Annotated in this window: 27 protein-coding genes and 1 pseudogene (1 of these 28 cut by a window edge); 11 read left to right on the forward strand and 17 right to left on the reverse strand. The window is 65.1% G+C overall.

Features of this window, described 5'->3' with window-relative positions; all coding sequences use genetic code 11:
* The 5 genes and pseudogenes from C493_RS24175 to C493_RS20605 form a co-directional block, all read right to left on the reverse strand.
* Nucleotides 1–1,101 (reverse strand): annotated as a pseudogene (locus C493_RS24175) (type II/IV secretion system ATPase subunit) (its annotated part extends 556 nt beyond the left edge of the window); the annotation flags it as partial.
* A gap of 228 nt (nt 1,102–1,329) precedes the next feature.
* Complete coding sequence (locus tag C493_RS20590) at nt 1,330–2,169, reverse strand: chemotaxis protein CheD (RefSeq protein ID WP_007261428.1); 840 nt, start codon at nt 2,167–2,169, stop codon at nt 1,330–1,332.
* Nucleotides 2,166–3,356: a chemotaxis protein CheC gene (locus C493_RS20595; RefSeq protein WP_241430929.1), complete on the reverse strand. Its 1,191-nt coding sequence runs from the start codon at nt 3,354–3,356 to the stop codon at nt 2,166–2,168. Before C493_RS20595 ends, C493_RS20590 begins: the two co-directional genes overlap by 4 nt.
* A gap of 241 nt (nt 3,357–3,597) precedes the next feature.
* On the reverse strand, nt 3,598–4,689 hold the full coding sequence (cheB, locus tag C493_RS20600) for a chemotaxis-specific protein-glutamate methyltransferase CheB (protein WP_007261430.1): 1,092 nt from the start codon (nt 4,687–4,689) through the stop codon (nt 3,598–3,600).
* Nucleotides 4,689–5,048, reverse strand: coding sequence for a response regulator (locus tag C493_RS20605; protein ID WP_007261431.1), 360 nt, complete (start codon nt 5,046–5,048; stop codon nt 4,689–4,691). Before C493_RS20605 ends, cheB begins: the two co-directional genes overlap by 1 nt.
* Before the next feature lie 363 nt (nt 5,049–5,411).
* On the opposite strand from C493_RS20605, the gene C493_RS20610 reads away from it, so the two are divergent.
* Complete coding sequence (locus tag C493_RS20610; protein ID WP_007261432.1) at nt 5,412–5,933, forward strand: chemotaxis protein CheW; 522 nt, start codon at nt 5,412–5,414, stop codon at nt 5,931–5,933.
* Between the two features lie 106 nt (nt 5,934–6,039).
* Here C493_RS20610 and C493_RS20615 read toward each other — a convergent pair whose 3' ends face one another.
* Complete coding sequence (locus tag C493_RS20615) at nt 6,040–6,768, reverse strand: chemotaxis protein CheW (RefSeq protein ID WP_007261433.1); 729 nt, start codon at nt 6,766–6,768, stop codon at nt 6,040–6,042.
* A gap of 315 nt (nt 6,769–7,083) precedes the next feature.
* Here C493_RS20615 and C493_RS20620 point away from each other — a divergent pair, with 315 nt between their 5' ends.
* The 5 genes from C493_RS20620 (at nt 7,084) to C493_RS20640 (ending at nt 12,086) form a co-directional block, all read left to right on the forward strand.
* Nucleotides 7,084–7,446 (forward strand): response regulator, encoded by a 363-nt coding sequence (locus C493_RS20620; protein WP_007261434.1) that lies wholly within the window; start codon nt 7,084–7,086, stop codon nt 7,444–7,446.
* Nucleotides 7,447–7,519: 73 nt separating this feature from the next.
* Nucleotides 7,520–9,604, forward strand: a complete 2,085-nt coding sequence (locus tag C493_RS20625; protein ID WP_007261435.1) for a chemotaxis protein CheA — start codon at nt 7,520–7,522, stop codon at nt 9,602–9,604.
* 16 nt (nt 9,605–9,620) lie between these two features.
* Entirely contained in the window at nt 9,621–10,490 is an 870-nt protein-coding gene (locus tag C493_RS20630) for a CheR family methyltransferase (protein ID WP_007261436.1), read from the forward strand.
* 57 nt (nt 10,491–10,547) lie between these two features.
* Nucleotides 10,548–11,513, forward strand: coding sequence for a D-2-hydroxyacid dehydrogenase (locus C493_RS20635; RefSeq protein WP_007261437.1), 966 nt, complete (start codon nt 10,548–10,550; stop codon nt 11,511–11,513).
* Between the two features lie 141 nt (nt 11,514–11,654).
* Nucleotides 11,655–12,086 carry a universal stress protein gene (locus tag C493_RS20640; RefSeq protein WP_007261438.1) on the forward strand — a complete coding sequence of 144 codons (432 nt, stop codon included), beginning with the start codon at nt 11,655–11,657 and terminating at the stop codon, nt 12,084–12,086.
* Between the two features lie 63 nt (nt 12,087–12,149).
* On the opposite strand, the gene C493_RS20645 is transcribed toward C493_RS20640, so the two are convergent.
* Complete coding sequence (locus tag C493_RS20645; protein ID WP_007261439.1) at nt 12,150–12,599, reverse strand: DUF7344 domain-containing protein; 450 nt, start codon at nt 12,597–12,599, stop codon at nt 12,150–12,152.
* Between the two features lie 207 nt (nt 12,600–12,806).
* The gene (gene asd / locus C493_RS20650; RefSeq protein WP_007261440.1) at nt 12,807–13,841 is read right to left on the reverse strand and encodes an aspartate-semialdehyde dehydrogenase; all 1,035 of its coding nucleotides are present in this window, start codon (nt 13,839–13,841) and stop codon (nt 12,807–12,809) included.
* A gap of 160 nt (nt 13,842–14,001) precedes the next feature.
* Here asd and C493_RS20655 point away from each other — a divergent pair, with 160 nt between their 5' ends.
* Entirely contained in the window at nt 14,002–14,253 is a 252-nt protein-coding gene (locus tag C493_RS20655) for a hypothetical protein (protein WP_049889548.1), read from the forward strand.
* A gap of 126 nt (nt 14,254–14,379) precedes the next feature.
* Here the strand turns inward: C493_RS20655 and C493_RS20660 are convergent, their stop codons facing one another.
* The 8 genes from C493_RS20660 to C493_RS20695 all read right to left on the reverse strand — a co-directional run bounded on the left by C493_RS20660 (nt 14,380) and on the right by C493_RS20695 (nt 20,630).
* Complete coding sequence (locus tag C493_RS20660) at nt 14,380–14,574, reverse strand: 30S ribosomal protein S17e (RefSeq protein ID WP_007261442.1); 195 nt, start codon at nt 14,572–14,574, stop codon at nt 14,380–14,382.
* A gap of 102 nt (nt 14,575–14,676) precedes the next feature.
* Entirely contained in the window at nt 14,677–15,660 is a 984-nt protein-coding gene (locus C493_RS20665) for a hypothetical protein (RefSeq protein WP_007261443.1), read from the reverse strand.
* Nucleotides 15,661–15,723: 63 nt separating this feature from the next.
* A complete protein-coding gene (locus C493_RS20670; RefSeq protein ID WP_007261444.1) occupies nt 15,724–16,443 on the reverse strand; it encodes a DUF447 domain-containing protein in 720 nt (239 codons plus the stop codon).
* Entirely contained in the window at nt 16,440–17,333 is an 894-nt protein-coding gene (locus C493_RS20675; RefSeq protein ID WP_049889551.1) for a triphosphoribosyl-dephospho-CoA synthase, read from the reverse strand. Before C493_RS20675 ends, C493_RS20670 begins: the two co-directional genes overlap by 4 nt.
* A gap of 198 nt (nt 17,334–17,531) precedes the next feature.
* Complete coding sequence (locus C493_RS20680; RefSeq protein WP_007261446.1) at nt 17,532–17,861, reverse strand: transcription factor S; 330 nt, start codon at nt 17,859–17,861, stop codon at nt 17,532–17,534.
* Nucleotides 17,862–17,950: 89 nt separating this feature from the next.
* On the reverse strand, nt 17,951–18,754 hold the full coding sequence (locus tag C493_RS20685) for a hypothetical protein (RefSeq protein ID WP_007261447.1): 804 nt from the start codon (nt 18,752–18,754) through the stop codon (nt 17,951–17,953).
* Nucleotides 18,751–19,689: a hypothetical protein gene (locus tag C493_RS20690; protein ID WP_007261448.1), complete on the reverse strand. Its 939-nt coding sequence runs from the start codon at nt 19,687–19,689 to the stop codon at nt 18,751–18,753. The genes C493_RS20685 and C493_RS20690 overlap by 4 nt, the downstream gene beginning before the upstream one ends.
* Before the next feature lie 80 nt (nt 19,690–19,769).
* A complete protein-coding gene (locus tag C493_RS20695; protein WP_049889549.1) occupies nt 19,770–20,630 on the reverse strand; it encodes an RAD55 family ATPase in 861 nt (286 codons plus the stop codon).
* A 258-nt stretch (nt 20,631–20,888) separates the two neighbouring features.
* On the opposite strand from C493_RS20695, the gene C493_RS20700 reads away from it, so the two are divergent.
* Together C493_RS20700 and C493_RS20705 are read left to right on the forward strand one after the other, a co-directional pair.
* Entirely contained in the window at nt 20,889–21,557 is a 669-nt protein-coding gene (locus C493_RS20700; protein ID WP_007261450.1) for a helix-turn-helix domain-containing protein, read from the forward strand.
* A 56-nt stretch (nt 21,558–21,613) separates the two neighbouring features.
* Nucleotides 21,614–21,850 carry a HalOD1 output domain-containing protein gene (locus C493_RS20705; RefSeq protein ID WP_007261451.1) on the forward strand — a complete coding sequence of 79 codons (237 nt, stop codon included), beginning with the start codon at nt 21,614–21,616 and terminating at the stop codon, nt 21,848–21,850.
* A 511-nt stretch (nt 21,851–22,361) separates the two neighbouring features.
* Here C493_RS20705 and C493_RS20710 read toward each other — a convergent pair.
* Nucleotides 22,362–23,345, reverse strand: a complete 984-nt coding sequence (locus tag C493_RS20710) for a beta-ribofuranosylaminobenzene 5'-phosphate synthase family protein (RefSeq protein WP_007261452.1) — start codon at nt 23,343–23,345, stop codon at nt 22,362–22,364.
* Nucleotides 23,346–24,016: 671 nt separating this feature from the next.
* Here C493_RS20710 and mobA point away from each other — a divergent pair.
* The gene (mobA, locus tag C493_RS20715; protein ID WP_007261453.1) at nt 24,017–24,655 is read left to right on the forward strand and encodes a molybdenum cofactor guanylyltransferase; all 639 of its coding nucleotides are present in this window, start codon (nt 24,017–24,019) and stop codon (nt 24,653–24,655) included.
* Nucleotides 24,656–24,838: 183 nt separating this feature from the next.
* Entirely contained in the window at nt 24,839–25,687 is an 849-nt protein-coding gene (locus tag C493_RS20720; protein WP_007261454.1) for an SAM-dependent methyltransferase, read from the forward strand.
* Nucleotides 25,688–25,932 lie beyond the last annotated feature (245 nt).

A 25,932-nucleotide genomic window follows, 5' to 3' on the forward strand; every position in this document is an offset into this window, starting at 1 on the left:
GATGTGTATAAGAGACAGCGTCAGGAGTTGCTGCCAGGTATCGTGTGGCGGGCTGACCTCGGCGGTGTCCTCCGCGGTGAAGATTTTCGCGTCGTCGGGGATGAAGGAGGTGACGGCGTTGAGCGTCGTCGTCTTCCCCGACGCCGTCTCGCCGGCGACGATCGCGCTGGCTTCGTTTTCCATCGCGAGCCAGAGGTAGGCCGCGGCCGTCGGCGAGAAGGTGCCGCCGCGGGTGATCGCGGGCATCGTCAGCGGAATCTCGTCTTGCTGGCGGATCGTCATCGAGGGGCCCTTGACGGAGACGTCGTCGCTGAACACGACGTTGAATCGCGAGCCGTCGGGCAGCGTCCCGTCGGTGATCGGCTCGGCGTCGGAGAGGGGGTCGCCGATCCGTTCGCCCATCGACCGCAGGAAGTGTTCGTACTCGTACTCCGAGCCGAAGTCGATGTCCGTCTGCAGGAGTCCGAAGACGTCGTTGTAGACGTGGAGGTTGTCGTGGGCGAGGACGTGGATGTCCTCGTTGGTGTCGTCGAGCAACACGGGCTCGAGCGGACCGAGTCCGAGCACGTCGCGGCGGAACTGGTATCGAAGCCGGTCGTAGGTCCACTGATCGAGCGTGATCGGCGCGGTCGAGAGCGCGGATCGAAGTCGCGCGAGGACGTCTTCGACCATCGTTCGCTCTTCGGGGCTCCCGTCGCTGGTCACCGAGATTACCTGTCCCAGTACCTCGTCGACCGCGTCCGGGTCGACCTGTCCGGGGCCGGTGACGCTCTCGTTTAGGACGCGCCGTTTGACCGTTCGGAACAGCGTGATCTCGTCGTGGGTCAGCGACGGCTCGATCGTGTAGTAGATCGGGTCCTGATCGCGGTCGCCGTAGACGTGGATAAAGACGACGTCGTCGATCTGCCAGCAGTAGTTCGGGTGATCGACCATCGTGTTGTGATGGTCCTCGGGTTCGTCGACGTACTGGGGGTACGTCCCCGTTTGGTCGTGGATCGACGTGATGTGGTCGTCGAGGTGGGGGTGGCGGTTCATCTCCTCCTCGAGGTCGCTCGAGAGGGTCTTGTCGTCGAAACCGCTTGGATCGATTTGCCAGGCCATCGCGTCGAACTCAGTACGGCACTCGTTGGTCGGTGTTCGCGTCGTCGATCATAGGTCTGTTCTTCTCGCTCGTCTGCGACGGAGGCGAATCGGACCGGGATCGTCGGGTACCAACAGACGTAGTCGTAGTCGTAGACGTGGACGCGGACGCAGATCCAGGTGGGACCGAGAAGACGAGTCGGGTGGTCGTCGGAGAGAGCACGGTCACGGTTTCAGGTACGATTTCGATCACAGTTTTCGTTCGGTCCCGTCCGCACCGGTCACGACGAGCGAGCCGGTCCGGGGGTCGAACTCGAGCGAGCGTCCCATGTCGCCGCCGACGTCCTTCGCGTGGATCGAGAGTCCGTGGTCGGAGAGAATCCGGCGCGCGGCCTCGACATTCCGTCCGCCGACTGGCGTGCGGTTTCGCTGGAAGTCGACCATCGTCGCGCCGCCGGCGAGTTTCACCGTCGCCGCGGCCACGTCACCGCCGGCGTCGGCGAAGGCGGACACCAGCGCGTCGATTCCGGTATCGGCGAACTTGGCGTCGGCGTGGTTCCGGCTGTTCGATTCGGCGGCGCAGGGAAGCATGTAGTGTAAGAGTCCGCTGACGCCCGCGGTTTCGTCGTGGATGGCGACGCCGATACAGGAGCCGAGACCGCTCGTTCGAAGCGGGTGACCCTCGGCGGTGACGGCGTACTCGGCGACGCCGACGGCGATCGGCTCTCGGTCGGCGGCGTCTCCGTCATCGTCGTCGGTCGCCTCGCCGAAGACTGGAATATCGAAGTCGCCGCTATCGTCACCATCGTCTCCGTCGTCTCCGTCGTCTCCGTCGTCTCCGTCGTCGCCTGCAGTCGAGTCGGCCGCGCCGTCGCCGTCGGTCGCTGGACCGTAGATCGAGATGCCGCCGTCGTCTTCGTCCTCGTCGGCGTTCGCGTTCGCATTCGTGTTCGCGTTTGCGTGGCCATCCGATCCGTCTTCGTCGTCGAGACCGTAAATCGGGATCCCGGCGTCGTCGGACGTCGCGTCGTTCTCGTCGTCCGTCTCCGTCGGATCGTCGGCCCCGTAGATCGGAATGTCGCCGCTCATTCCTGGGACCACTCCCGCGAGAGTTCGTCCGGCGTCAACAGCGTGTAAATATCGCAGTCGAGTTCCGTTTCCGCCGACTCGAGGGTGGCGCCGAGCGTGACGACGAACCGATCGCGGGGGTCGAGGTTGACGACGGCGTCGGTGACGATCGACGAGCGCATGTCGTGGACCACGGCAGGAGCCGCCGTTTCGATCTCGCGGCCGGTGGCATCGGCGACGCCGTCGACGAGGCTCGTCGCGACGAGCGCACCGAGCGATTCGACCGACGCGTCCGTATCGGAGTCCGTCTCGACCGGGCTCTCAGCGGCGACAGAATCGATCGAGGACGGCTCGATCAGGTCCGCGACGGTCGACGCCGAGTCCTCGTCGAAGAGGACGAGCACGCAGCCACTCGGCGGGTCGAGGAGTTCGACGACCGTCGCGACGCCGGCCGTATCGGCAGTCTCCGCGGAGAGGCGTTCGGCGGGAACGATCTCGAGGGAGTCGACCGTCGCCTCGATGTGGCTGTCGGTCGCCGCGAGTCGGTCGGAGATCGACGCCGTCCCCTCCCTGGCGATCGCCTGCAGGAGGTCGAGACTGTCGTCCGTAATCGCCCCCTCCTCGGCGTCCGTTCCGAGCAACGATTCGCCGGAGTGCTCGTCGAGGAAAAGGTACATCTGGAAGCCGACGTCCTCGTCCGGCGTCGAGATCGAACTCCGCTGGGAGACGACGTGGTTTGCGCCGTCGACGGGGGCGAAGTCGGTCCCGTCCTCGTCGGGGAGCGCACTCGAGACGACGGTCGGCGGCGACATGACGATCGACTCGTCGTGGACGTTCGCCCAGCCGTCGACGTAACCGCTTACCATCACGTTACAGATCTCCTCGACGGCGGCTTCGTGTTTCGGCGTGTACCCGTCCTCAGGGAGCATCGGCATGAACGACTCCGCGAGTTCGCCGGCACTTCCCTTGTCGAAGACGGTAACGGCTTCCCCCTCGAGAAAGCCCTCGAGGGAAATGGTGATCGCGAGCGTCTCGTCGCGTTCGAACTCGCGGGTAACTTCTTCGGCCGAGACGACGTGTAAGCGGGTACAGCCGACGTCGGTGTCGACGCCGGTCAGTCCCGAGAGGCGATCGCTCGCGCCGTCGGCGCCGTCGATGGCCATCTGATCGAACTGCTCTAGCTTCCGTAGGTCTAAGTTCATACTCATGGGTGTCGGATCTTCGCATCGGGGCACGTCCCGCTCGCCCGTCCGGAGCGTGACGGCGGTGTGTCCGTCGACTCTCTTGGCCGAACTCGAGCGTGCCGTGACTGGTTTCGTGCCGATTGGGGGCGCTTCTCGTACCGGTCCGCGTTCCGCTTTCGGGTGCCCGGAACGGCGGCCGGGTCCCCATCGTTCGCTGCCACGAGCACCGGTGGTCGGGTCGCGGTGTCAAACTCGATGTCGATCATCAGGTCCACCCCTCGACGGCGTTGACGATGCCCTCTGCGACGCGGTCGTCGGGGAGGACCATATCGAGGTCACCAGTTTCGGCGGCCGCCTTCGGCATGCCGTAGACGCGGGCGGTGGTTTCGTCCTGTGCGATCGTCTTGCCGCCAGCGGCGGCGATCGCGGAGAGGCCGGCCGCGCCGTCTTTGCCCATCCCAGTTAGGACGACGCCGATGAGTCGGTCGTCGACGACGTCTGCCGCCGTCTCCATCGTCACGTCGATTGCCGGTTTAACGTTGTGTCGCTCCGGTCCGTCGTCGTACGCGACGGACAGCTTGCCGTTGCGAAACGCCGTCACGCGGAGATGGTAGCCACCTTTCGCCACGACCGCTTCACCCGCGTCGATCGTCTCGCCGTCGGTCGCCTCGCGGACGTCGTACGCCGTCTTCGCGTTCAACCGCTTTGCGAACCGACTCGTATACTCGGCGACCATATGCTGGACGACCAGTATCCGAAGCGCTGCGCGCTGTGGAAGTTCGGCCAGCACGCGCTCGACGACCTGCGGGCCGCCGGTGGACGCGCCGATCACGAGCGTCGGCTGTGCGGATATCGACTCGAGTTGCGTCTGCGTCGACGCGGACGGGCCCGTTTTTGCCGCCGAAACGCGGTTGTCACCGGCGCTCGGGCTCGCGTCAGCGTCGACACCCGACAGGGTTGCCGGATCGACGGCCGCAGTCGCCCGGACGGTGTCGACGATTTCGTCCGTCCGCGCCCAGATGTCGACGGCCGCACGGCCGCTCGGCTTCGGGATGAAATCGACCGCTCCCCGGTCGAGCGCCTCGAACGTGACGTCGGCGCGGTCGCCGGTCTGTGCGCTGATGACCAGGATCGGCGTCGGTCGCTCGGCGAGGACGCGATCGATCACCTCGAGGCCGTCGAGCCCGGGCATATCGATGTCGACGGTCGCGACGTCGGGCTCGTGCTCGAGGATCGCCTCCACTGCGCTGTGGCCGTTGTGTGCGGTAGCGACGACCTCGATGCCGGCGTCCTCGAGCATCTCCTCGAGGATTTTCCGCATGACGCCGGAGTCGTCGGCGATGACGGCGCGGACCATCAGGTCGTTACGTCGACGATCGCCTCGCGGATCGTGCTGTTCTCGAACGGCTTCATGATGTAGCCGTCGGCGCCGGCCTCGATGGCGGGTTTCATCCGCTCTTGCTGTGTCACGCTGGTACAGAAGATGACCTTGACGCTGGGGTCGAGTTGCTTGATCTTTCGCGTCGCCTCGACGCCGTCGACGCCGGGCATCACCATGTCCATCATGATCACGTCGACGTCGAAGTTCTCGACGGCCTCGATCGCTCCCTGTCCGTCTTCTGCTTCGCCGATGACGTGGAATTCGTCCTGAATCGCCTCGTGAAGCACCTCCCGCATCACTTCCGAGTTGTCGACGATGAGTACCTTCACGGCCATGAACTCGGGTTCTAACGACTCCTGTATAAAGAATGTGGCCAGTCGACTTCTATTCACCCATACCTGTTTGGGCTCAACTCTCGATACGAGAGCTGAGTTGCGGAACACCCACGTTTCACTCTATTAGTGAACGCGTGACCAATACTCCCGCATCTGGGGCCAGCGGAGTTATGTATCCGCATCGGAAACAACCGAGCGAATGGCTCGAGTCGGGACCCACGAGGTAACAGTACGCGTGGCTGCGAGCACGTCCGACCGCGAAACCGGCGCGAGGTTCGCGGAGCCGACCGACGCTCGGCGGCGACGGCGACGGTCGACGAGGGTCGAGACGAGCCGCCGATTCGAGCGACCGAGGTGTGAGACATGGGAGTGACACTACAGAATCACGACGAAGAACGGGAGCAAAACCGGGAACAGGAGCACGAGCAACCACAGACACAGACACAGACACAGACACAGACACAGGACCAAGCATTCGATAGCGACGACGCGCACGTCCTCGAGTTCGATCTCGCCGGAAACCGATACTGCGTCGAGATCGGCTACATCGCCGAAATCGTCAACGCAGCGGAGATCACGTCGATTCCGAACACGCCGGCACACGTCGAGGGCGTCATGGATCTGCGCGGCGAGACGACGAAGATCGTCAATCTCAAGACGATGTTCGACCTCGAGGATCGTTCGCACGGGAACCGAATCATCGTCTTCAAGCGGAAACGCGGCGCCGACGAGCGGATCGGCTGGCTCGCCGACGAGGTACAGCAGGTCCACACGCTCGATCCGGAGACGGTCGATACAGGCGTCGACAGCACGGGTATCGCGGGTATCGTCCGCCGTGAGGATCGCTTCGTCGTCTGGATCGATCCGACCGACGTCTGGATATAGCGCCGGAAGCCGTTCGGTCTCCTGGTTTCGAGAGTTTTCAGTCGCTCGCCGTCTACAGTTCGTCGAGCGCGGCGAACGAAACGGGGTCGGCTCTCCGCCGCGACGGCTACTGGAACGTAGCCGTCGCCGTCTCGCCGTCGTCGGCGTTCTGGAGTTGCCCTGCGAGCGCGTCGATGCGAAGCCACGGGATCTGGACGCGTTCGCCGTCCCGTTCGTCCTGGACGATTCCGACGAGTTGCTCTTTCGGAATGCCGAGTAGTCCGAGCTGGTCGATTTCGTCGGCCGGGGTGATCCGGTCGTCGGTACAGGACTCGACGCGGTCGATGCTGTCGACGCGGATCCCGATTCGGTGTTCGTCCTCGAACTCCTCGGCGACGATCACGTAATCGTTGCCGACCTCGAGTCGGTCCGTCTCGATCGGGATCTCGAGGACGACTTTGGGGTTGAGGACGGCGATAATCTGTCCGCGAAGATCCGTGACGCCGTCGATCGGCGCGGGTGCGCGCGGATATCGAGTGAGTCCGGACAGCGTTTCGACGGACGCGATTTCAGTCAGGTCGACTGCGAACGTGCTACCGTTGAGTTCGAAGTACAGCAACTTCGTCGCGTCGGCGGCGACCGTATCGACCTCGGTGACCATCTCGAGGGAGTCGCCGCCGGTGTGGACCGGCATCCGTTCGCCGCCGGTTTCGTCGAAGGTCAACTCGAGGTCGTGGCCCGGAACGGGACCGCCGTCGGTCGCGTTCGGCTCGTGCATTTCGAACGTCGCGTCGGTCTCGGTGACCGACTCGTCCGTCGCTGGTCCAGTCGTCGGATCGGTGTGTTCGTCAGTCATCGTAGCGGTGAGTGTTCCGTCGCGTTCCGCGCTGCGTCTCGCGTCCCCATCCCCGGGTAGCGCGAGCGGTTTCGGAACGCGGTCGTGTGGGCCGGACAAGGACCGGTCAGTGTATAAACGCTCTGGCAGTTTCGGCGTCTGATAGTCGAGGGTATATCTGTTATGGCCGTTCGACCCGCTCGTCGGAACGTTCCACGGTCGACGCCTCTCGAGGGCGCTCGAGGTCGTCTGACGGGCCAGAATCCGAGCTCGAGGGACGCGGAAAATCCGGGACGGCCGTATGATTTTTGTCGTCTACCTTTCCTCTATGTCTCAATGGCACATCTGCTCCTCGTGGACGATTCCGAGGTCATGCGCGAACTCCTTCGCGACGCCCTCGAGGACCATCACACCGTCGTCGGCGAGGCCGGAGACGGCGCCGACGCGATCGAGATCGTCTCGGACCAGTCGGACTCGATCGACGTCGTGATGATGGACATCGTCATGCCCGAGGTAGACGGTATCGAAGCGACGCGACAGATCAAGGAGATCGACCCGACGATCAAGATCGTCTTCTGTACGAGCGTCACGCAACAGGACCGAATGAAGAAAGCGATCGAGGCCGGCGCGGACGGCTACATCGCGAAGCCGTTCGAGGGAGAGACGGTCAACGTCGCAATCGAGGACGTCCACTCATGATCGGCTGCGACGCTCTCGTCGGAGCCGTTCGCCACGCCGATCACCTGGTCCAGAGACGGACGGAGGGCCCTCGATGAGCGACGTCTTCGACACCTTCGTTCGCGAGACCGAAGAGGACCTGCTCGATCTGAACAACGCGTTGCTCGTCCTCGAGAACGACACCTCCGACGCAAGCGCCATCGACGCACTCTTTCGGGTCAGCCACAATCTGAAGGGGAACTTCGGCGCGATGGGGTTTCCCGAGGCGAGCAATCTCGCACACGGGATGGAAGACCTGCTCGACGAGATCCGCGACGGCGCGATCGACGTCTCGAGCGACCGGATGGATCTCCTCTTTCGGGCCGTCGACCAGCTCGAAGTAATGGTCGACGAGATTTCCGAGACCGGCGAGACGGAGACGGATCCGTCGGGGCTGGTCGACGAGATTCGAGCCTCGATCGAAGCGATGGACGAGCCGGCCGACTCGCCAGAGTCTTCGGATGCGACAGCGGCCCCAGCCGACGCCGTTGCCGTCGACGCGGAACTCCTGTCGACCGTCGCCGAGACGGACGCCACCGAAGCCGAGGCCGTCTACCGCGTCACGGCCGATATCGGCGACAGCGCGACCAAGCGCGTCGACGCGATGTTCGTCCTCGATCAGACGGACTCCGAGTTCGTGCTTCACGCAACGGATCCGGAGCGATCGGCGATCGAAGCCGGCGAGTTCGACGCCGAATTCGACCTCTTCGTCTCCGTCGACGGCGACGTTCCCGCCGGCGTCGGCGGTGAGGACGCCGGTGATGAGGGTGCCGACGACAGCGGCGACCCCGAGTCGTCCGAACGCTCGGCCGTCGAAGCGGCCTTCGAGGAGAGCCGGTACCTCGAGTCGGTGACGGTCGTCGACGTGACCGACGACCTCGCTGCCGTCGCTGCTGGTGAGACGACCACCGGGGCCGACGGGACCGACGAGGGGACGGACACGGAGTCGACCGACTCGAGCAACGCCAGTTCGTCGACGGTTCTCGACCGCGGCAACGCCGAAATCGAGTCGATTCGGGTCGACGTCGAGACCGTCGACGACCTCTACAACCAGGTCGAGGAGATGGTTACGAGCCGGATCAAACTGCGAAACATCATCGAGGATATCGGCGTGCCGGAGGCCGAGGACGAACTCAACGAACACGACAAGATCACCTCGAAGCTCCAGGACACCGTCCTCGACATGCGCCTCGTTCCGTTGCGAACGATCGCGGGACACTTCCCGCGGCTGGTTCGAGATCTGGCGCGCGACCAGGAGAAGGAGATCGACTTCGAGATGGACGCCGTCGACATCGAGATGGATCGCTCGATCTTAAACGAGATGCGCGACCCGCTCGTTCACCTGCTTCGCAACGCGGTCGATCACGGGATCGAACCGCCCGAGGTCCGTGAGGAGAACGGCAAGCCCCGAACCGGGACGATCGAACTCCGCGGGGAGCGCGAGCGCGACCGGGTGCGAATTACGGTCGAGGACGACGGCGCCGGTCTCGACGTCGAGCGAATCAAATCGAAAGCGATCGACCGCGGGATCGTCTCGGCCGAGGAGATCGAGTACATGGAGGAATCGGAGGTGTACGACCTCATCTTCCACCCCGGCTTCTCGACGAACGAGGAGGTAACCGAGGTCAGCGGTCGCGGCGTCGGGATGGACGTGGTCAACGAGACCGTCCGCGGCGTCGACGGCTCGATCAACGTCGAAAGCGAGCCCGGCGAGGGGACGTCGATCACGCTCAGTCTCCCCGTCAGCGTCGCGATCGTCCGCGTGCTGTTCGTCAGTGTCGGCGAGGAAACTTACGGCGTGCCGATCAAGAACATCGCCGACATCTCGGCGCTCGAGGCGGTCTCGATCCAGCAGATGGAGTCCACGTCGGTGCTCAACCACGAGGATAGGGTCTACCCGATCATCGACCTCGGTGAGGCGCTGTCGGCGCCCGAGGCCGAATCGACCGACGACGATCTGATCGTGCGAATCAAAGACGACGTCCGGCAGGTCGCGTTGCGCTGTAACGGGATGACCGGTCAGGAAGAAGTCGTCATCAAGCCCTTCGAAGGCTCGCTCAGCGGAATCACGGGCATCAGCGGCGCGGCCGTCCTCGGCGAGGGCGAGGTCGTCATGATGCTCGACGTGCAGACGGTGTAGGCGGAACGCAACGACAATGACAAAGACACACACGACACGATCCATCGAGCCCGACCGTCAGGATGCCGATCCTGACTTCGAACGCCTCCTCTCGTATATCGAATCCGAGTACGGCTTCGCGACGACGTACTACGCGACCAAATACCTCCGCCGGCGCATCCGCTCGCGACTCTCTCGAAATCACCTCGAGCGGGACGACTACGAGAGCTATCTGTCCCTCTTGAAAGCCGACGACGGCGAGGAACGCACCGCGTTGCTCGACGCACTGAGCGTCAACGTCACATCCTTTTACCGCGATCCGTCGATCTGGGACGGGCTCAGAGACGTCCTCGAGACGGCCCAGGAAGACGCGAGCGGCGGAATTTCGATCTGGTCGGTCCCCTGCTCGGACGGTCGCGAACCCTACTCGCTCGCCATGCTGGCCCGCGATACGGACGGCGTCGACGCTAACCGCGTGTCGATTCGCGCCAGCGACATCGACGAGGAGATCCTCTCCAGTGCCCGCTCCGGCGTCTACGAACAGCGACGGACCGCCGACGTCGCCTCGGAACTCGAGTATCTCGACGATCACGAGTCCTACGTCGAACGGACGACGATCGAGGGAACCGACGCGTTCGAGGTCAGCGACGAGATCAAACGCGCCGTCGAGTTCGATCGGTTCGACCTCATCAACGATCGGATCACCGGCAGCTACGACCTGATCCTGTGTCGGAACTTCTTCATCTATCTCGACGCGAACTACCAGCAGATCGTCCTCGAGAAGCTTTACGACGCGCTGCGCCCGGGTGGCTATTTCGTGCTCGGGAAGGCCGAGACGATGCCACAGGACCTAAAGGAGCAGTTCGAACCCGTCTACAAGCGCTCGCGGATCTACCGCCGGTCCTGATTCGGTCGCGACCCGGGAACTGTGGTTTTGATGGTCGGGGCCCGCGTTGGACCGGCTATGTCGACGCCACCGGACGTCCTCGTCCTTCGAACGGGAACCCACGGCATGCCAGTCGAACAGTACGCCGCCGCGATCCGCGAGCGACTGCCCGATCGGTCGGTCGAACTCGCGCGGACACCAGCGGCCGAACGCGAGGCGATCGCGGACGCCCGGTTCGTCACCGGAATGACGTTCGGAGAGGAATTGCTCGAGGCCGCCGCGGAACTCGAGGTTTTCGCCTGCGCCTACGCCGGCACCGGCCACCTGCCGCTCGACCGACTCGAGGAACGGGGCGTCGCGGTGACGAACGCGTCAGGCGTCCACGGGCCGAATATCGGCGAACACGTGCTGGGTGCGATCCTTCGCTTTACGCGGCGCTTTCACGTCGGCGCGCGCCAGCAGCGAAACCGGGAGTGGCGCCACTACCAGGCCCACGAGCTGCAGGGATCGACGGTGACGATCGTCGGTCTGGGTGCGATCGGTGAGGCCGTCGCCGAGCGTCTCGAGCCCTTCGGCGTCGAAACGATAGGCGTGCGCTACTCGCCGGAGAAGGGCGGCCCGACCGACGAGGTGGTCGGCTTCGAGGGCGAGGCGTTCCACGACGCGCTCTCCCGAGCCGACTACCTCGTGCTCGCCTGTCCGCTCACGGAGACGACCCGCGGGCTGATCGACGAGGCGGCGTTCGTCACGATGGATCCCGACGCCGTCCTCGTGAACGTCGCCCGCGGTCCGGTCGTCGACACCGACGACCTCGTCTCTGCGTTGCGCTCGGGGTGGATCCGCGGCGCGTCGCTCGACGTCACCGATCCCGAACCGCTGCCGGAAGAGCACCCGCTGTGGAACTTCGGAAACGTGCAGATCACGCCCCACAACGCCGGCCACACGCCCGCGTACTACGAGCGCCTCGCCGATATCGTCGCCGAGAACGCGCGTCGGTTCGACGAGGATCCCGACGCCGAACTCGAGAATCAGGTACTCCCCTGAGTACTCTCCGTCGACCGATGTCACGAACTGCAGTTTTTTGACGGCGTCGCCCGAATTCGAAGATATGGACCTGTCACCAGCTACGAGACTCACCCGTTCGTCCGATCGCGACCGACCGACTCGACGATCGGAGGGATCCCGATGACGCTCGCGTTCGACGGGACGGTCATCGTCCCCGCGGCCGATCCGGACGACGGCGAACGAACGGCACGGGGATTGATTCCGCATCTCACACCGACCACGACGGTCGTCCTCGTGAACGTGATCGAGAAGGGCGGCGGCACGCCCGACAAGGCGCCGATGGACCGTCGCAGGGAGTACGCCGAAGAAATTTTCGAGCGCATGCGCGGCGTGCTCGAGGAAACCGATACGGCGGTAGAGACGGACGTGCTCCTCGGCACCGATATCGTCGAACGGATCTTCGACGAGGCCGACGAACGCGGCGCCGACGCCGTCGTCTTCAACCCCAGAAAGGGGAACCGACTGGCGGAGCTGCTGACCGGCGACGTCGCTCGGCGGATGGTCAAAGAAGCGTCTATCCCGGTCGTTGCGCTCCCACAGCAAGACTCCTGATCGACGGAATTTCTGTTCCGAACGTCTCGTTCGATCCGGCTATCGCTTCCGTGTTCGTGTCGTCTACGGCGTCGTCTCGAGTTCGGTTTCGGCTTCGACCCGCTGGGAACGGCCACCGTTCTCGCCGTCCTCGTCGACCGCGCCCGCCCGCTCGAGCAGTTTCACCCCTCGTTCGTACAGCGTGACGGTGTTGGCATCGTGATCGAACTCGACGGCGCCGGCGTCGGCCAGTTTCGGCACGTGACTGTGACGCAGCGAGATCTGGACGCGACGACGCGTCCCGAACAGGGCGTCGCCGGCGCTGGCGAGGGCGCCCCCGTCGTCCGCGCCTGCCTCGGGACCGGCGACCAGGTGATCCGCGAGGGCGGACAACGAGGCGCTTCCGTCGGTATCGGCCAGATAGCGAAGCACGGCTCGGCGCCGTCGGTCCGCGAGAACGTCGAATTGCGAGTCGGACGCGCGTGAACCGCCGGGCGACGACAGCGACTCCGGATCGGCGATGACTGGAAGCATACCGTCAGTTGGCGACGGACGGAGTAGTACACACCGCCAAACTATATTGGGTACTAATTACTCGTGGTGTAGTTGTTATCTCCGCAAAACTCGTCCTCCCGACGCTGTGTCGTTGCTCCGGACCTCGAGTCCGAGCACCCGCGCTCGAGCCCGAGGCCAGAGAAGAAACACGTCGTCGAAAATCGAACGGGCCTGACGGTCTTCCGTCTAGATGTAGCCCTGATCGAGCAGCAGTTCGCCGTTCAGGACGCTCGCGCCGGCGGCACCGCGGATGGTGTTGTGCGCCAGGCAGTTGTACTGCAGGTCGAACGTCGACTCCCGCAGGCCGCCCGCGGCGATGGCCATGCCGTCGCCGAGGGTTCGGTCCATCCGGGGCTGGGGTCGGTCGGGCTCGTCGAAGACGTGGATGAGCTGGTCGGGCGAGGACCGAAGCTCGAGCGAGGGGTACGCCCGCATCGCGTCGGCGGCGTCCTCGGGTGTCAGGTCGTCTTCGGTCTCGACCCAGACGTTCTCGAGGTGGCCGTCGATCGTCGGGATGCGGTTACAGGACGCCGCGACCTCGACGCTGTTGTGGCTGAGTTCGGCGCCGTCGAACTCGCCGAGGAGCTTGCGGGACTCGGTCTCGAGTTTCTCCTCCTCGCTGCCGATGTAGGGGATGGCGTTGTCGATGATCTCCATCGAGCTGACGCCGTCGTAGCCCGCGCCGGAGACGGCCTGCAGGGTCGCGACGTGGACTTCCTCGAGGCCGAACTGCTCGAGGGCGGCGAGCGTCGGAACGAAGGTGATCGTCGAACAGTTGGGATTCTTGACCATCGCGCCGTCCCAGCCGCGCTCGTCGCGCTGGACCTCGAGCAGATCGATGTGCTCGGCGTTGACCTCGGGGATGACGAGGGGAACGTCGTCGGCCATCCGGGCGTTCGACGAGTTCGAAGACATGACGTAGCCGGCCTCACAGAAGGCTGGCTCGACCTGTTCGCCGACGCTCGAGGGAAGCGACGAGAACAGGAGGTCGACGTCGTCCGGAACCTCGTCGGGGTCGGTCGCGGAGACGGTCATCTCGGCGACGTCGTCCGGGATGGGACTGTCGACGCGCCACTTTGCGGCCTGTCGGTACGTCTTGCCGGCGCTCGATTCACTCGCGGTCAGTGCGGCGATCTCGAACTCCGGGTGGGGCTCGAGAAGCTGGATTAGTCGCTGTCCAACGGCACCAGTTGCGCCGAGGACGCCTACTCGTACTGCCATTTTCCCGCACTCAGTGGCGTGTCCGCAAAACGGTTTGGGTTTTCCTCTCGCGGCCCCCGGCGCGGACCCGCCGCCCATAGAAGCCGTTAAGAAACTCCGGACGAATCCACCGATCGATGTACGCTCTATCGACTCGAGTCGCGACCACGGGGTGGTGGCGATGACGAATTCGACTGCGAACTCCAGTGGCGTCGGTCCGTTCGAGACGCGCTTCCAGACCGGCGCGGCGGCCGTCGCTGCGCTGTCAGCGCTCGTCGCGCTCGTCTTCTTCTGGACGGGCTATCAGAACGTGGAACTCGTCGGAACCGAGATGACGCTGCTTTCGGGCTCGGCCGGCGGCATGTTCGCGGCGCTCGTCGCCACCGTCGCGCTCGTCATGGCTCTCTACATGGAGCCCGGCTTCGACCACTAACCAACGACACTCGTTTCGAAACCGCTCGACCGTTTGTATCGCCTGCTGGATTCGAATTGGAGGGAAGCGACAGCTCTCGCTCTCGAGGGAGGACGTCAGTTCAGCGAACGCGAGACAGAAGTGCGCTTACGCAGCAGCCGTCTGGGAACTCTTCTTGCGCGTGACGTAGCCGGCGATCCGGTTACGGACGCCCTTGGACTCGACGTTGGTGAGCTTCTGGACGCTCTCTTTGTTCTGTTCGAAATCGGTCGTGAATGCCTCCGGGTACCGCTCCAGAAGGAGGTTCCCGGTCTTCTTGACGTAGGCCGGTTTGATTGCCATACCGGAGGGTTCCGTCCAGAGGCTCTTAATCCCTTTCTCTTCGTCGCTCCGGAAGCGGGACAGCCGATCGCGTCGACACGAAGCCGATGACCGCGGATGAGCTCACGCGCCGGTTTCGCCGACTGGTGGCGTTTCAGCGGCGGGCGACCGACCAGCCGTTCCGTCGCCGCCAGCTTTGCTCACGAGCGTCTCGAATCGATCCGAGCGCGCCGCGACGCGGTCCATCGTCTCGCTGTCCGGCGTCTCGTCGCGTGACTCGAGGAGGAACGTCGTGATCACGACGGTTTTTATCCACGGTTTCAGGAGGCCGGTGTAGAGGGTGAGGAACGTCCCACCGACGACGATCCAGCCGGCGAGTTCGACCGTCGTCGAGAGCCCGCCGAGGACGCCCGCAATCGGCGTCAGTGCCAGCAGCAGGACGAACGACGCGGCGTACAGCCCGAAGACGATCACCATCGTCGAGGCGAGAATTGGTTTCCACTGCTTGCCGTAGAGGACGACGCCGTCTCGAGCCGACCGCCACGGGTTCGACTCGTCGCTGACGAACATGTAGGCGATGATCGCCTCGTCGACGTAGGTCGCCGCGACGGCGACCGATTTCCCGAGTAGTTTGACGAGGGTTTTCAGTGCTGGAACGGCGCTGAACAGCGAGGAAACCGAGACGACGCCGCGGTTGAACTGTTTGAGGACGGCTTTGATCACCTGATCGACGGCGAACAGCGCGCTGGCTTCGCCGAATCGTTCGGTCACCTGTGCGGTTCCGTAACGAAGCTGATCGTCGGGGACGTCACCCGTCTCGATCGCGCGCGCGATGACGGCGATGTGGCCCGCTTTGACCAGGTACAACACGTATCTACTGAACAGTCGCCAGAGCCAGCCGAACAGTCCAACTGCGGCGAGGAGTCCGGCGACCGCGATCCAGCCCGAGATCGTTCCCGCCTCGAGCAACCGGTAGCCGACGTAGAACGCGACGCCGAAGTAAAGGACGCTGACCGCGCCGAGCAGGAGTCCGATACCGAGTCTGAGCAGGACGAACGGAAACGTCTTGACGTAGACCTTCGTCGCCCGTCGGAAGTGTGCTTTCATGACACCGGTTGGCCGCGGCTTCCGACTTAAACTACAGGTCGAGCAGTCGGTCGTCTGGAGGTGTTACCACTCAGCGTGCTCTCGGACGCGCTCGAGGGCGTCGCGCTCTCGAGGGCCGCCCGCCCGGTCGACGACCGAGGCGAAGTACTCGAGTCGCTCGCGCAGTTCCGCGTCGTCGTATCCCGGGACGCCGAGTCGCGAGGCGGCAACGGTGGCCTCGATAACGGCGCCGAAGCCGCGATCGATCGTCGGCACCGTCGTCGACTCGATCCCGGACTCGAGCGGTCGAAGCTCCCACTGCTCCCACTCGGTTCCGTCGTCGGTTCCGGACGCGACCGGTTCGACGGCGACGCGGGCCCACGCGCGAGTCGACTCGAGGACCGGCTCCTCGGACTCGCTGATCGAGAGCGCGGCGTCGGCGAAGACGACGGGGTCGTCGACGAACTGGACGTAGCCCTCGCCCTGTCTGTGAAAGTTTCGCCGAGTGCGTGTGTTTCCCCACGTGCGGGCGGTGGCGGGTGCGGCCGCGGTTCCGTGTTCGCCTTCGGCTTCGCCCGCGCCGTCGCTTCCGTCGGTTTCGTCGCCGTTGTCTCCATCGTTCTCGCCGCTCTCGCCGCCGGCGAACACGCCGAGCGGCGCGGCGTTCCACAGTCCGTTCGGTCCCAGCGTCGTGACGACGGTCTCGGTGACTCCCGACAGCGCGACGGGCCACTCGGCATCGGGAGCGTCGCTCGCTACCGTGTCGGCGCGACGGGAATCGCCGCCGTTGCACTCGTCGCTCATACCGTGATCGCCTCCCGCTCGAGCGCGACGAACAGACCGCCGGCGGTGAGGTCGGCCGTCGTCCCGGGGTTGATCCCGCGCTCGACGAGGTCGTCGCCGAAGGCCTCGACGGCCTCGGGCGCCGCCTCGAGCGCGTTTCGCTCGACGAGGTCGGCAGCTCGATCCCTGACGTCTTCGGCGACAGCCTCGCCGCTGCGGGTCGCGACGAGCGTGTCCGGACGGTCGGCGAGCAGCGACAGGAACACCTGTGCTGCGCGATCGGTCGGCGGGCCGTCGGCCGCCGCGAGGCGTTCCGCCGCGGTGAAGGAACGCTCGTATCCCTCGACCCACTCGCGGGCGACGTCGTCGCCCGGCACGCTGCGGCTCATGACGTCCAGTAACGTGAGGCCGCGATCCTCGAGTGCGGGGACGGCGTCGCTGCCGCGCCGGACGTCGAGCGGCGCCATGTCCGACGGCGGGTCACCGACGAAAACGTCGACGTGGTCGAACGCCCGGTAGAAGCCGGCCGCGTCCGCGACGGTCGTATTTTCGCAGACGGCCTCGAGCGCGGGCCGAGAGAGGTTTCGAGGGCCGCTGCGTCGCTCGTCGGTCCGATCGCCGGCGTGATCGCCGGCCGCCCGAACGAGCGGGACGAGCAAGAGCAGGGCGCCGAACTGCGTGTTCCCGCCGCCCTGGGCCGCCATTCCCTCGACGGCCCGTTCGAATGCGGTTCCGATCGATTCGCCCCGTTCGGCCGCCTCGAGGCCCCGACGGGCACCTACCGAACCGGCGAGAAAGTGGTCGAACAGCAGGTCCTCGAGATCGCGGTGGCGGTCGACGTTGCCCGGTTTGGGCGTGCCCGCGACCTCGAGGAGGAGTGCCAGTTGCGCGTTGTCCGCTGGCGTTCGCATGGCGGTCTGTACGGACGGGGGTCGTTTAGCTTTAATCGAGGCCGACGCGACGGCGTCACCGAGTTCGGCGTCGCCTCGCACTTCTTCCTCGGCGGTTTTCCCTCTCTCGAGGGCGCCCGCTAGCTCGAGTCGGCCCGTGAGGTGGTTGGAATCGACGAAACGGCAGAACGACACACCCCAGACGCAGGTCGTCCCGGCTCAGTTGTAGCCGCGCCAGCGCTTTCCGCACTCGGTGCACTTGAAAAACCGCGTCGGCGGCTCGTCGGCCGACGCGGTCTGTTTCAGCGTGTACCACGCTTCCTGGTTGCCACACTCGTCACAGACCACGTCGGTCGCCTTCGGCTTGCCTTCGAAGTTCGCGTTCTCGTCCGACTCGATCACGTCGTCGTCCGTCTGGGACTCCGTCGTGACGAAGGCGTCTTCCTGCTCGCGGTCGCGCTCGCTCGAGGCGCCGCAGTCGTCGCTCGTACAGACCATACGGTCGCCCTGGGCTTTCATCATCGAACCGCAGTCGTCGCAAAACTGCATACTCGAGCTAGCGTGTCGAGGCGCAAAAGTGCATCTCTCGGCTCGTCCGCCCTCCCGATCTACTGAAGCCGTCGACTCCCGACCTTCGTCTACTCTCGCTCTTCGAGCGCCTCGTCCGCTAACACGCGGGGACAGTCGGCGACCCGGAACGTATCGGTCGACGAGAGTTCGAGGATGTCGGTGCCGTCGTGGGTGCAGGCGACCGCCGGCGGCGTCGCGAAGTACTCGCACTGGTGACAGTAGCTTCGCTTGTCGATTTCGCGGTACTCGCGATCGTTCGAAGCGGTTTCGGTTGCGGACTCGTCGGCGTCGCTGCTGTCGACCGCGCTCGCTGCGCGGTCGCGGTCGCGCTCGAGGACGGCGTCGTCGAGTGCGGCGTCGGGAGCGTCCTCGTACGCGAACTCGAACCCGCCTTTCGAACGCCCCGTCGTCGCGTCGATGCCCTCGAGGCGCTCCCAGAGCCGCTCGGCGTCGATTTCGGACACGTTCTCGCGTTCGAAGCGGTCGGCGACGGCAGGATCGCCACTCGAGCGGTCGTCTCGGGGGGCGTCGGCGTCGCCGACCGCGGTGACCAGTTCGTCGAGCGGTTCGGAGCGGTCGCCCGTACGGGCTGCGTCGGGCCCGGCGTCCGTACCGGACGCTTCGGATCTGCGGTGGACGGCGTCCGAGTCTTCCGTTTCCCCGCGGACGGCGTTCGAGCATTCCGTTCCGCCGTCGGGGCTCGGACTGGGTCCGATCGAGTCGCACTCGAGTCGGTCACAGTCGTCAGCGGCTGCGCCAGTCTCGTCCAGCTCGAACTCGGCCGGCTCGTCGTAGTAGACCACGAGGTCGTCAGTCGATCCCGGGAATCCGTCGAGCGACTCGCCGTCGGTTCGTGGGCCGTCGTCGGTCATCGGACGGATCGCTCTCGGTTGAACTCGAAGCCGGTCTCCGGTCGGTCGGCGTCGGTGCCGACGGCTGTACTCGCGGCCGTCACGTCGTCGTCGGTCGTCACGGTCTCGACGCCGTCTTCGTCGGCGGCGTCGACGTCGGTTCCGCGTTCCTCGTCGCTTCCGTCGTCGACCGCCCCCTCGAGCGCCGGCGGCGCGCCGGTGACGAGCGTGTCCGAGCCGAAAAAGCCCTGGCGCTTTTCGAGGTCGGTGATCTGGGTCGCACAGTGAGGACAGGCGGGCGCCGTCAACAGTGCGAGATCGACCGTCTCGTCGCACTCGTCGCAGTCCGCGGTGCGGATCCCGAGCCGATTGGCGGCGAGTTTTAGCTCGTCGGCCGCCTCGCGGTGGCGCTCTCGCCGGTCGGCGTCGGTCCGCCGTTCGCGGAGGTCGACGAGCACCGACGCGAGGGTCGTCGTGCGCTCGTCGAGCGTTTCGGTTTCGGCGAGGACGTCCTCGAGGACCGTCTCGACGTTGTCGAAGCCGTCGTCGACGGTCGACGCGAGGGCGGCGTGGTCGTCGCGGAGGGCCGCGAGATCGGCTGCGACACCGTCGAGCGCATCGCTCGCGGCGTAGGCTTCGTGGTCGTGGTCCGCCGGCGCCTTCGCGTCGGTTTCGCGTTTGACCTGGATGACGCGGCGGCGGACGTCCTCGAGTAACTCGGTGAACTCCTCTCGCTGGGCGTCGAGCTCCGCCTGGAGGGACGCGACGTCCTCGAGGTCTTCGAGGTCACGAGGCTCGATTCCATCGGTCGTCGCGACGGCGTGAGCGGCCCGAATCAGGCGTCGGCAGCTCTCCTCGCGGCTCTCGTCGGGCCGACCGGCGTCGTCCTCGAGCCAGTCGGTGACGTCGCCGGGAAGCGGAACGGAAACGCCGCCGGAATCGTCTTCGCTCGACATGCTGTCTACTCGATAGTGGTTCGACCCGAGCATAAGGGTTGGTTCGGACTCAGCGCTCGATATCCGGACCTGCGGGCGTTTCAGCGGATTTTTCGGACGTTACTGATATCGAAGCCGCCGTCGTGAATCTCGGTCTCGAAGCGGACGATATCCTCGTCCTCGAGCCGCGAGAGGACGCCCCGGAACTGCTCGACGACGAGCGTTCGAGCGCGCTCGGAGCCGCCGCTTTCCCACTCGAAGCGCAGGGTGCCGTCGGTGGCTTCCTTGAGCGCGCCCAGCTCTGTCGGCTCGAGCGCCTCGGCGTTGACCAGCAGGAGGACGACGCCGCCCCAGCGGTGGGCGGCGCGTTTGAGCCCCCGGAGGAGCACGGTGAGGTCGGCCCAGTCGAGGTGGTCGTCGGCCGCCGCGACGAGGTCGGTGATCGAGTCGACGACGACGAGGCTGTCCGCCGCGTGGTCGGACAGGTAGTTGCCGAGGGACTCGAGGACGTCGCTGCGGTCGCTTCGATCCCCGCCGTCGCGACCGACGCGCGAGCCGAGGTCGGTGATGTCGGTGGCGCCGTCGGTGTACCACTCTGTCGGAACAGGCGTCCGCCTGAAGTACGGCTCCGCGAGTTCGACGACCGAGACGCCGTCCATCCCCGCCGCGACGAGGTCGTCGTCCATCACCAGGCGCATCTCGTCGACGATCGCCGAGCGCTCGCCCGTGATCGAGACGTAGTGGACGGCCTCGGGGAGGGTCGCGTTCGACTCGAGGGCGCCGTAGTAACGGTCGAACTGCGCCGGATCGCGGTCGGCGAGGCCGTTCATCGCCGCGGCGGTGTAGCAGAACTCGCGTGCGCCGGCCCCGGCTTCCCCCGCGAGCAGGACGACGCTGCCGGCCGGGGCGCCCCCGCCGATCAGTTGGTCGAGCCTCGAGACGCCGAGGGGCATCCGCTTCATATCGCGTCAGTGGCAGCGTACCCGTTTACCTATTGTGGCGGTGGTGACAGTCACGTCGATCGTATCAGTAGTCGGTGAGACGAGTTCTTCCGAACGGGATGTGACGCTCTCGGTCAGTACAGGTGACGCGGCGGTCGGTACGAAAATCGAGGTCTCTGTTAGAGAGGTCAATCTGGTCGAATTCCATACCCAGGAGACGATACATTTTCCAGTAGTGTTGGTAAAGCTATATCCGTAACGAACCCAAGTCGAGTGCTAATGGGCCTTATCGGGAGAGCAGACGTCGGTCCACCGCCGGGACAAGAGGCTCTGGAAAGCGTTCCAGATATGGAACTTCTTTTCGAGGATATCCGTTCGATAGGGGACGAGCCCTGGAAAGTCATCGTCTGGGCCACGGGGGGCGACTTCGAACGATACGAAAGCGCACTCGCTGCGGATTCGACAATCGACACCTACGAGTGTCTAACAAAATTGCCAGAAAAACGTTTGTATCGGCTCGGGCTATCGGATGTCGGTCAACGTCAAGCGGTCCACTCGATCTCTGTAGAACACGACATTACGATTATCCGGCTTACGACGACGGCTGAAACGGAAGAGCTGTTAGCTCGATTTCCATCGCGTGATGCGGTCGCTCGGTTGCGAGAGGCCTGCCTCGAGCGGGATCGACGATTCAAATTGCTCAACCTCTACGAAGAAAAGCCGATGAAGAACGACGGGGGCTTTGAAAGCCGATACGGTGTTACGACCGGGCAAAAGGAAGCGCTCCGTACCGCCCTCGAAAACGGATATTTCACCGTCCCGAGGGAGACGACGATGGACGAGATCGCCGAGGATCTCGGTATCTCGACGTCGGCGCTGTCGACTCGTCTTCGGCGTGGACAGCAAGCACTGCTTCTCCATACGCTAGCCCAGGAACGGACTATATAAACTCCGAAGAGGGTACGGCCGATGACATACGGACACTGACGGTCGATTATCAGGTGATGATCGCGAGTTCGGTAGAGAAAAATACTCCGGTAAACGCTGTAATCGAAGCCGTCGCAGAAACGACCGACAGTGACCCGCTGGACCTCCCGCCGCTCTACGACGCTGTAGATCCGGACGCACTGAATACACTGATCACTGGGGCCGAAACGAACACCCGGGTACAGTTTCAATACGCGGGTTTCGACGTGGTAGTGCAAGACGAGGAGGTAATACTGCGTCGCGGTGAACGTTGATTCAGCGGCTTCGACGCACCCACGAGACGTTCCATCGAGATCGCTGCTCGCTGAGTCGTCGTGCTATTGACTTCTTTCCCATATTTACTACCGCTAGAGTAACGACTGAAACGAATTGCACACTGACCGAACAGCCCACTCACGGGTCGCTTCGCTCCCCCGTTCGCGTTCCGCGGTTCGGAGCGAACGGCCTGAGCGAGAACCGCGCCACCATCGTGCGATCGGGTGTGCAGTGACGGTCAGCGGCTACGGGAGTGGCGCTACTGCGAAGCACAGTCTGGTTACGGAGCACAGCGAACGTTCCACGGGTCATGTGCTCCGAGAGTGAATCGCGACGCTCCCTCCACGGGTACGGTTCCCGCGATCCGGTAGAAAGTCGGTATCGGGGCGGGGTTCCCGAGGCGTTCAGGCGATACTGGTTCCACGCGAACCTCGCGGCGGGCACGAAGCGACGTACCGTTCGGTACCGTCACGCCCGACGAGTTTTGCGTTCCGTCCCTCGAGCACCCCGCTACCGATCTCCGTCGGCTCGAATCCGCGCGCCGCTCGAGGACGGCGCCGACAGAATAACTCGCCCCTCGAGGCCGTTGTCCGCGAGGGCGTCTCGAGCGGCAGCGTCGGCTTCGTCGGCGTGGTCCGTGTCGGTCACGCCGTAGACGACGGGGCCCCACGAAGACTGGCCGACGCCCGTCGGGATGGTGTACTCCTCCAGGGATTCGACGATCGCTCCCGCGGGCGGGCGGAAGACGCCGCCCTGGGCGTCGGCGTACCAGGCGCCGTTCTTGCGACCGATTTCGGCGACGGCCGCGCCGAAGGCCTCGAGTCGGCCCTCGGCGGCCGCGGGGAGCAGTTTCCGGGTGACGACGCCGGCGAGTTCGTCGGCGACGGCGGGGTCGGCGCGCTCGACGACGGCGCGCATGCTAGCGTCCTCGTCGTCGCCGCTGCGGCCGGGATCGGCATCGGGGACGACGACGAGGAACCGCCAGTCGGCGGGGAGTTCGTGGCGAGCGACGACGGGAGGGACGGCCCAGTCGCCTTCCGCCGGCGGTTCGGTTGTAAACCGGTTCGTCGGGTGGCCGGCGTCGACGACGAAGCCGCCGTCCTCGAAGGTCGCGACGCCGACGCCGCTGCGGCCGCCCCGGCCCATGGCGGGAGCGCGTTCGCGAACTCGGGGCTCGAGGCCGTGGGCGCGGGCCGTCGCGGCGAGCACCGACAGGGCGATCTGGGTACCGCTGCCGAGGCCGACGTGACGCGGCAGGCGATCCTCGACGGTGACCGCGACGCCGGGAACCTCGAGGACGTCGGCGGCGCGGGCGGCGTACTCGCGGACCAGCGGGTCGTCGCACTCGATTTCGGCGGCCGGAGCAGCCGTGACCGTTACGCGTGGCTGCTCGAGTCCGACGCCGATGCCGCCGTAGAGCCGTCGTCGCGCGAGCGAGAGGTTCTGGAAGCCGACGTGGAGTCTGGCCCCCGCGCTGACCGTCGCGGTCGTCATGATCGGCGGTAGGGCCCCCCTTGGGAAGGGGATTTCGACGCTGGCAACGACTGTCGTCGCTACCGTTCCGAGACCACGTCCCAGTACGTCGTTCGCTCCGTCCAGAGGAGTGTCGCTGGCCGACAGTTTTGTGCGGGAGCGAATTCGAAGCGGCTGGTAAACGGCTCTGATTCCGTCGGCGATGAGTGCGACTGAGCTCTCGACCGACAGTCCGACGGCCCGCCACCAGCAACAGGGTTATTAGCCCACGGGTGATCTGTGCCACCAATGGACACGGATTTGCCATCAATCCCCGAATCGTGTTCTCAGTGTCCGCACATCGACCGCTTTCACAGTTCGTGTAGCCACCCGCTCCGACAAAACATCATCTCCGGTCTCGAGAGTAACCGGGACACCTGTCCCGTCTATTCAGCGGTCCGTGCCGATGCGATGCGCGACCTCGAAGACCAGATTCGCTAGCGCGTCTCCGGCGGGTTGTTCTGGTGGGTCGACGCCGTCGACGGTTTCGACGAGTGCTGTCCTCCCTCGAGGACACCGACGGTCCGTTGGGCTCGCGAAAGAGTTTCGGAGTGGGGCTCGTCTGCGCTCACCGAGAGTCCGTCGAGACAGCGTTCGAATGCGGGACGCGAAGAGCGTTGCCATTTAAGCGCCGCTCGCCCCTACCACGAATCGTGCCACCAGATCGATCGACTCCCCTCGGCGGCGTCGTCCTCGCGGGCGGGTACTCGACGCGCTTCGGTGAGACCGACAAGGCCGTCGCCGACCTCGCCGGGACGCCGCTGATTCGCCGCGTCGGCGACCGACTCGCGACCGTCGCCGACGACATCGTCGTCAACTGTCGGGACGACCAACTGGAGTCGATTCGAGGCGCGTTCGCAGACAGCGATATCGAGCCCGCGTACGCGACAGACCCCGTCCCCGACCGCGGCCCGCTGGCCGGCATTCGGGTCGGACTCGAGGCAACCGCTCGCGAGTACGCGGCCGTCGTCGCCTGCGACATGCCGTTCGTCGATCCCGCGCTCGTCGAACTACTTGCGGAGCGCGCCCGCGGACGCGACGGGGCCGTCGTCCGCCTCGAGGACGGCTGGTACCAGACCACCCAGGCGGTCTACCGCGCCGACGCGATGGCCGCGGCCTGTGCGGACGCACTCGAGTCCGACGAGGGACGGATCGTCGCCGCCCTCGAGCGCCTCGACGTCGCGACCGTCGACGAGCGCGCGCTCGAGGACGAGGGAATCTCCGAAACGACGTTCGAGAGCATCGACACGCAGGAGGCGCTGGTCGACGCAGAACGACGACTCGAGCGGTAGCGTCGACGGACTGGACGACGTTTCGGTAGCGACGGTTTGCGGACCGTCCTCCCGTGACGGATAGTCTCATACCCCATCCGAGCGTAGCGGAATACGACGGATACAGACGACGCTGGCTTCGACCGGCCGACGAACCGACGCCGACGACAGACGCGGCTGCTCGGCGACACTGAGTGAGAACCTATGCAACCGAACGAACGATCCATCACCGACAACTACGACCGAACCGATCTCGAGGAGACGATTCTGACGGCCTACGAGAACGCGGGCAAAGACCCCGCGACGCTCACCAGAGACGACACGGCCGCGCTCGACGAGTTTCACATACAGGGACGCGACGCGACGAGAGCGCTCGCCGACCTCGTCGATCTTCAGGCCGACGACCGGGTGCTGGACGTCGGCAGCGGTGTCGGAGGGCCGGCGCGAACGCTCGCAGCCGAATTCGACTGCGACGTGACTGGCGTCGACCTCGTCGAAGAATACTGTCGAGCCGCGACGATGCTCACCGAACGCGTCGGACTCGAGGACCGAGTGACGTTCCAGCACGGCACCGCCCTCGACCTGCCGTTCGAGGACGAGACGTTCGACGTCGTGTGGCTACAACACGTCGCCGTAAACGTCGAGGACAAGGCGCGACTGTTCGAGGAACTCCGGCGCGTCCTTCGCCCCGGCGGGCGACTCGCGATCCACGAAATCTGTGCCGGCGCCGGCGGCTCGCCGCAATTCCCGGTGCCGTGGGCGACCGATCCCTCGATCAGCTTTCTCGTCGCGCCCGACGAACTCACGCGATTGCTGTCCGACGCCGGGTTCGACGAGCGCGCGTGGACGGACACGACGGCCGAGTCGCTCGACTGGTTCCGGGGACAACTCGAGCGGGCGGCGTCGCGACCGGCCGACGCATCGCCGCCGGTCGGACTCAACCTGTTGATGGGGCCGGAGACGCCGACGAAGATGCAGAACGTGGTTCACAATCTCGAAGAGGAGCGGATCGAGGTCGTTCAAGGCGTGTTGACGGCCCCGGAATCGGACTAGCGAAGCCATCATCTACGCGTTCGGAGCCGTTACACGAAGTTGAGGAGAAAGCCCACGACTTTAGTCGTGGGATGAATCCGAAAAATGATTACACACTCCACGAGAGACAGCAGGCCCGAGTCTCCAACGTCAAACAATAGTTTCACATACACTTCTCTCGCACATGTTGATGATGAAGCGTTCCAACGAGTTCAGCGTCCGCCCTGCTTCGCGCAAGAAGCATCGGCTGGTCACGCGCTGGTTGG

Origin of the sequence: Natronolimnohabitans innermongolicus JCM 12255, assembly GCF_000337215.1 — an archaeon.
In the GTDB taxonomy this organism is placed as follows: domain Archaea; phylum Halobacteriota; class Halobacteria; order Halobacteriales; family Natrialbaceae; genus Natronolimnohabitans; species Natronolimnohabitans innermongolicus.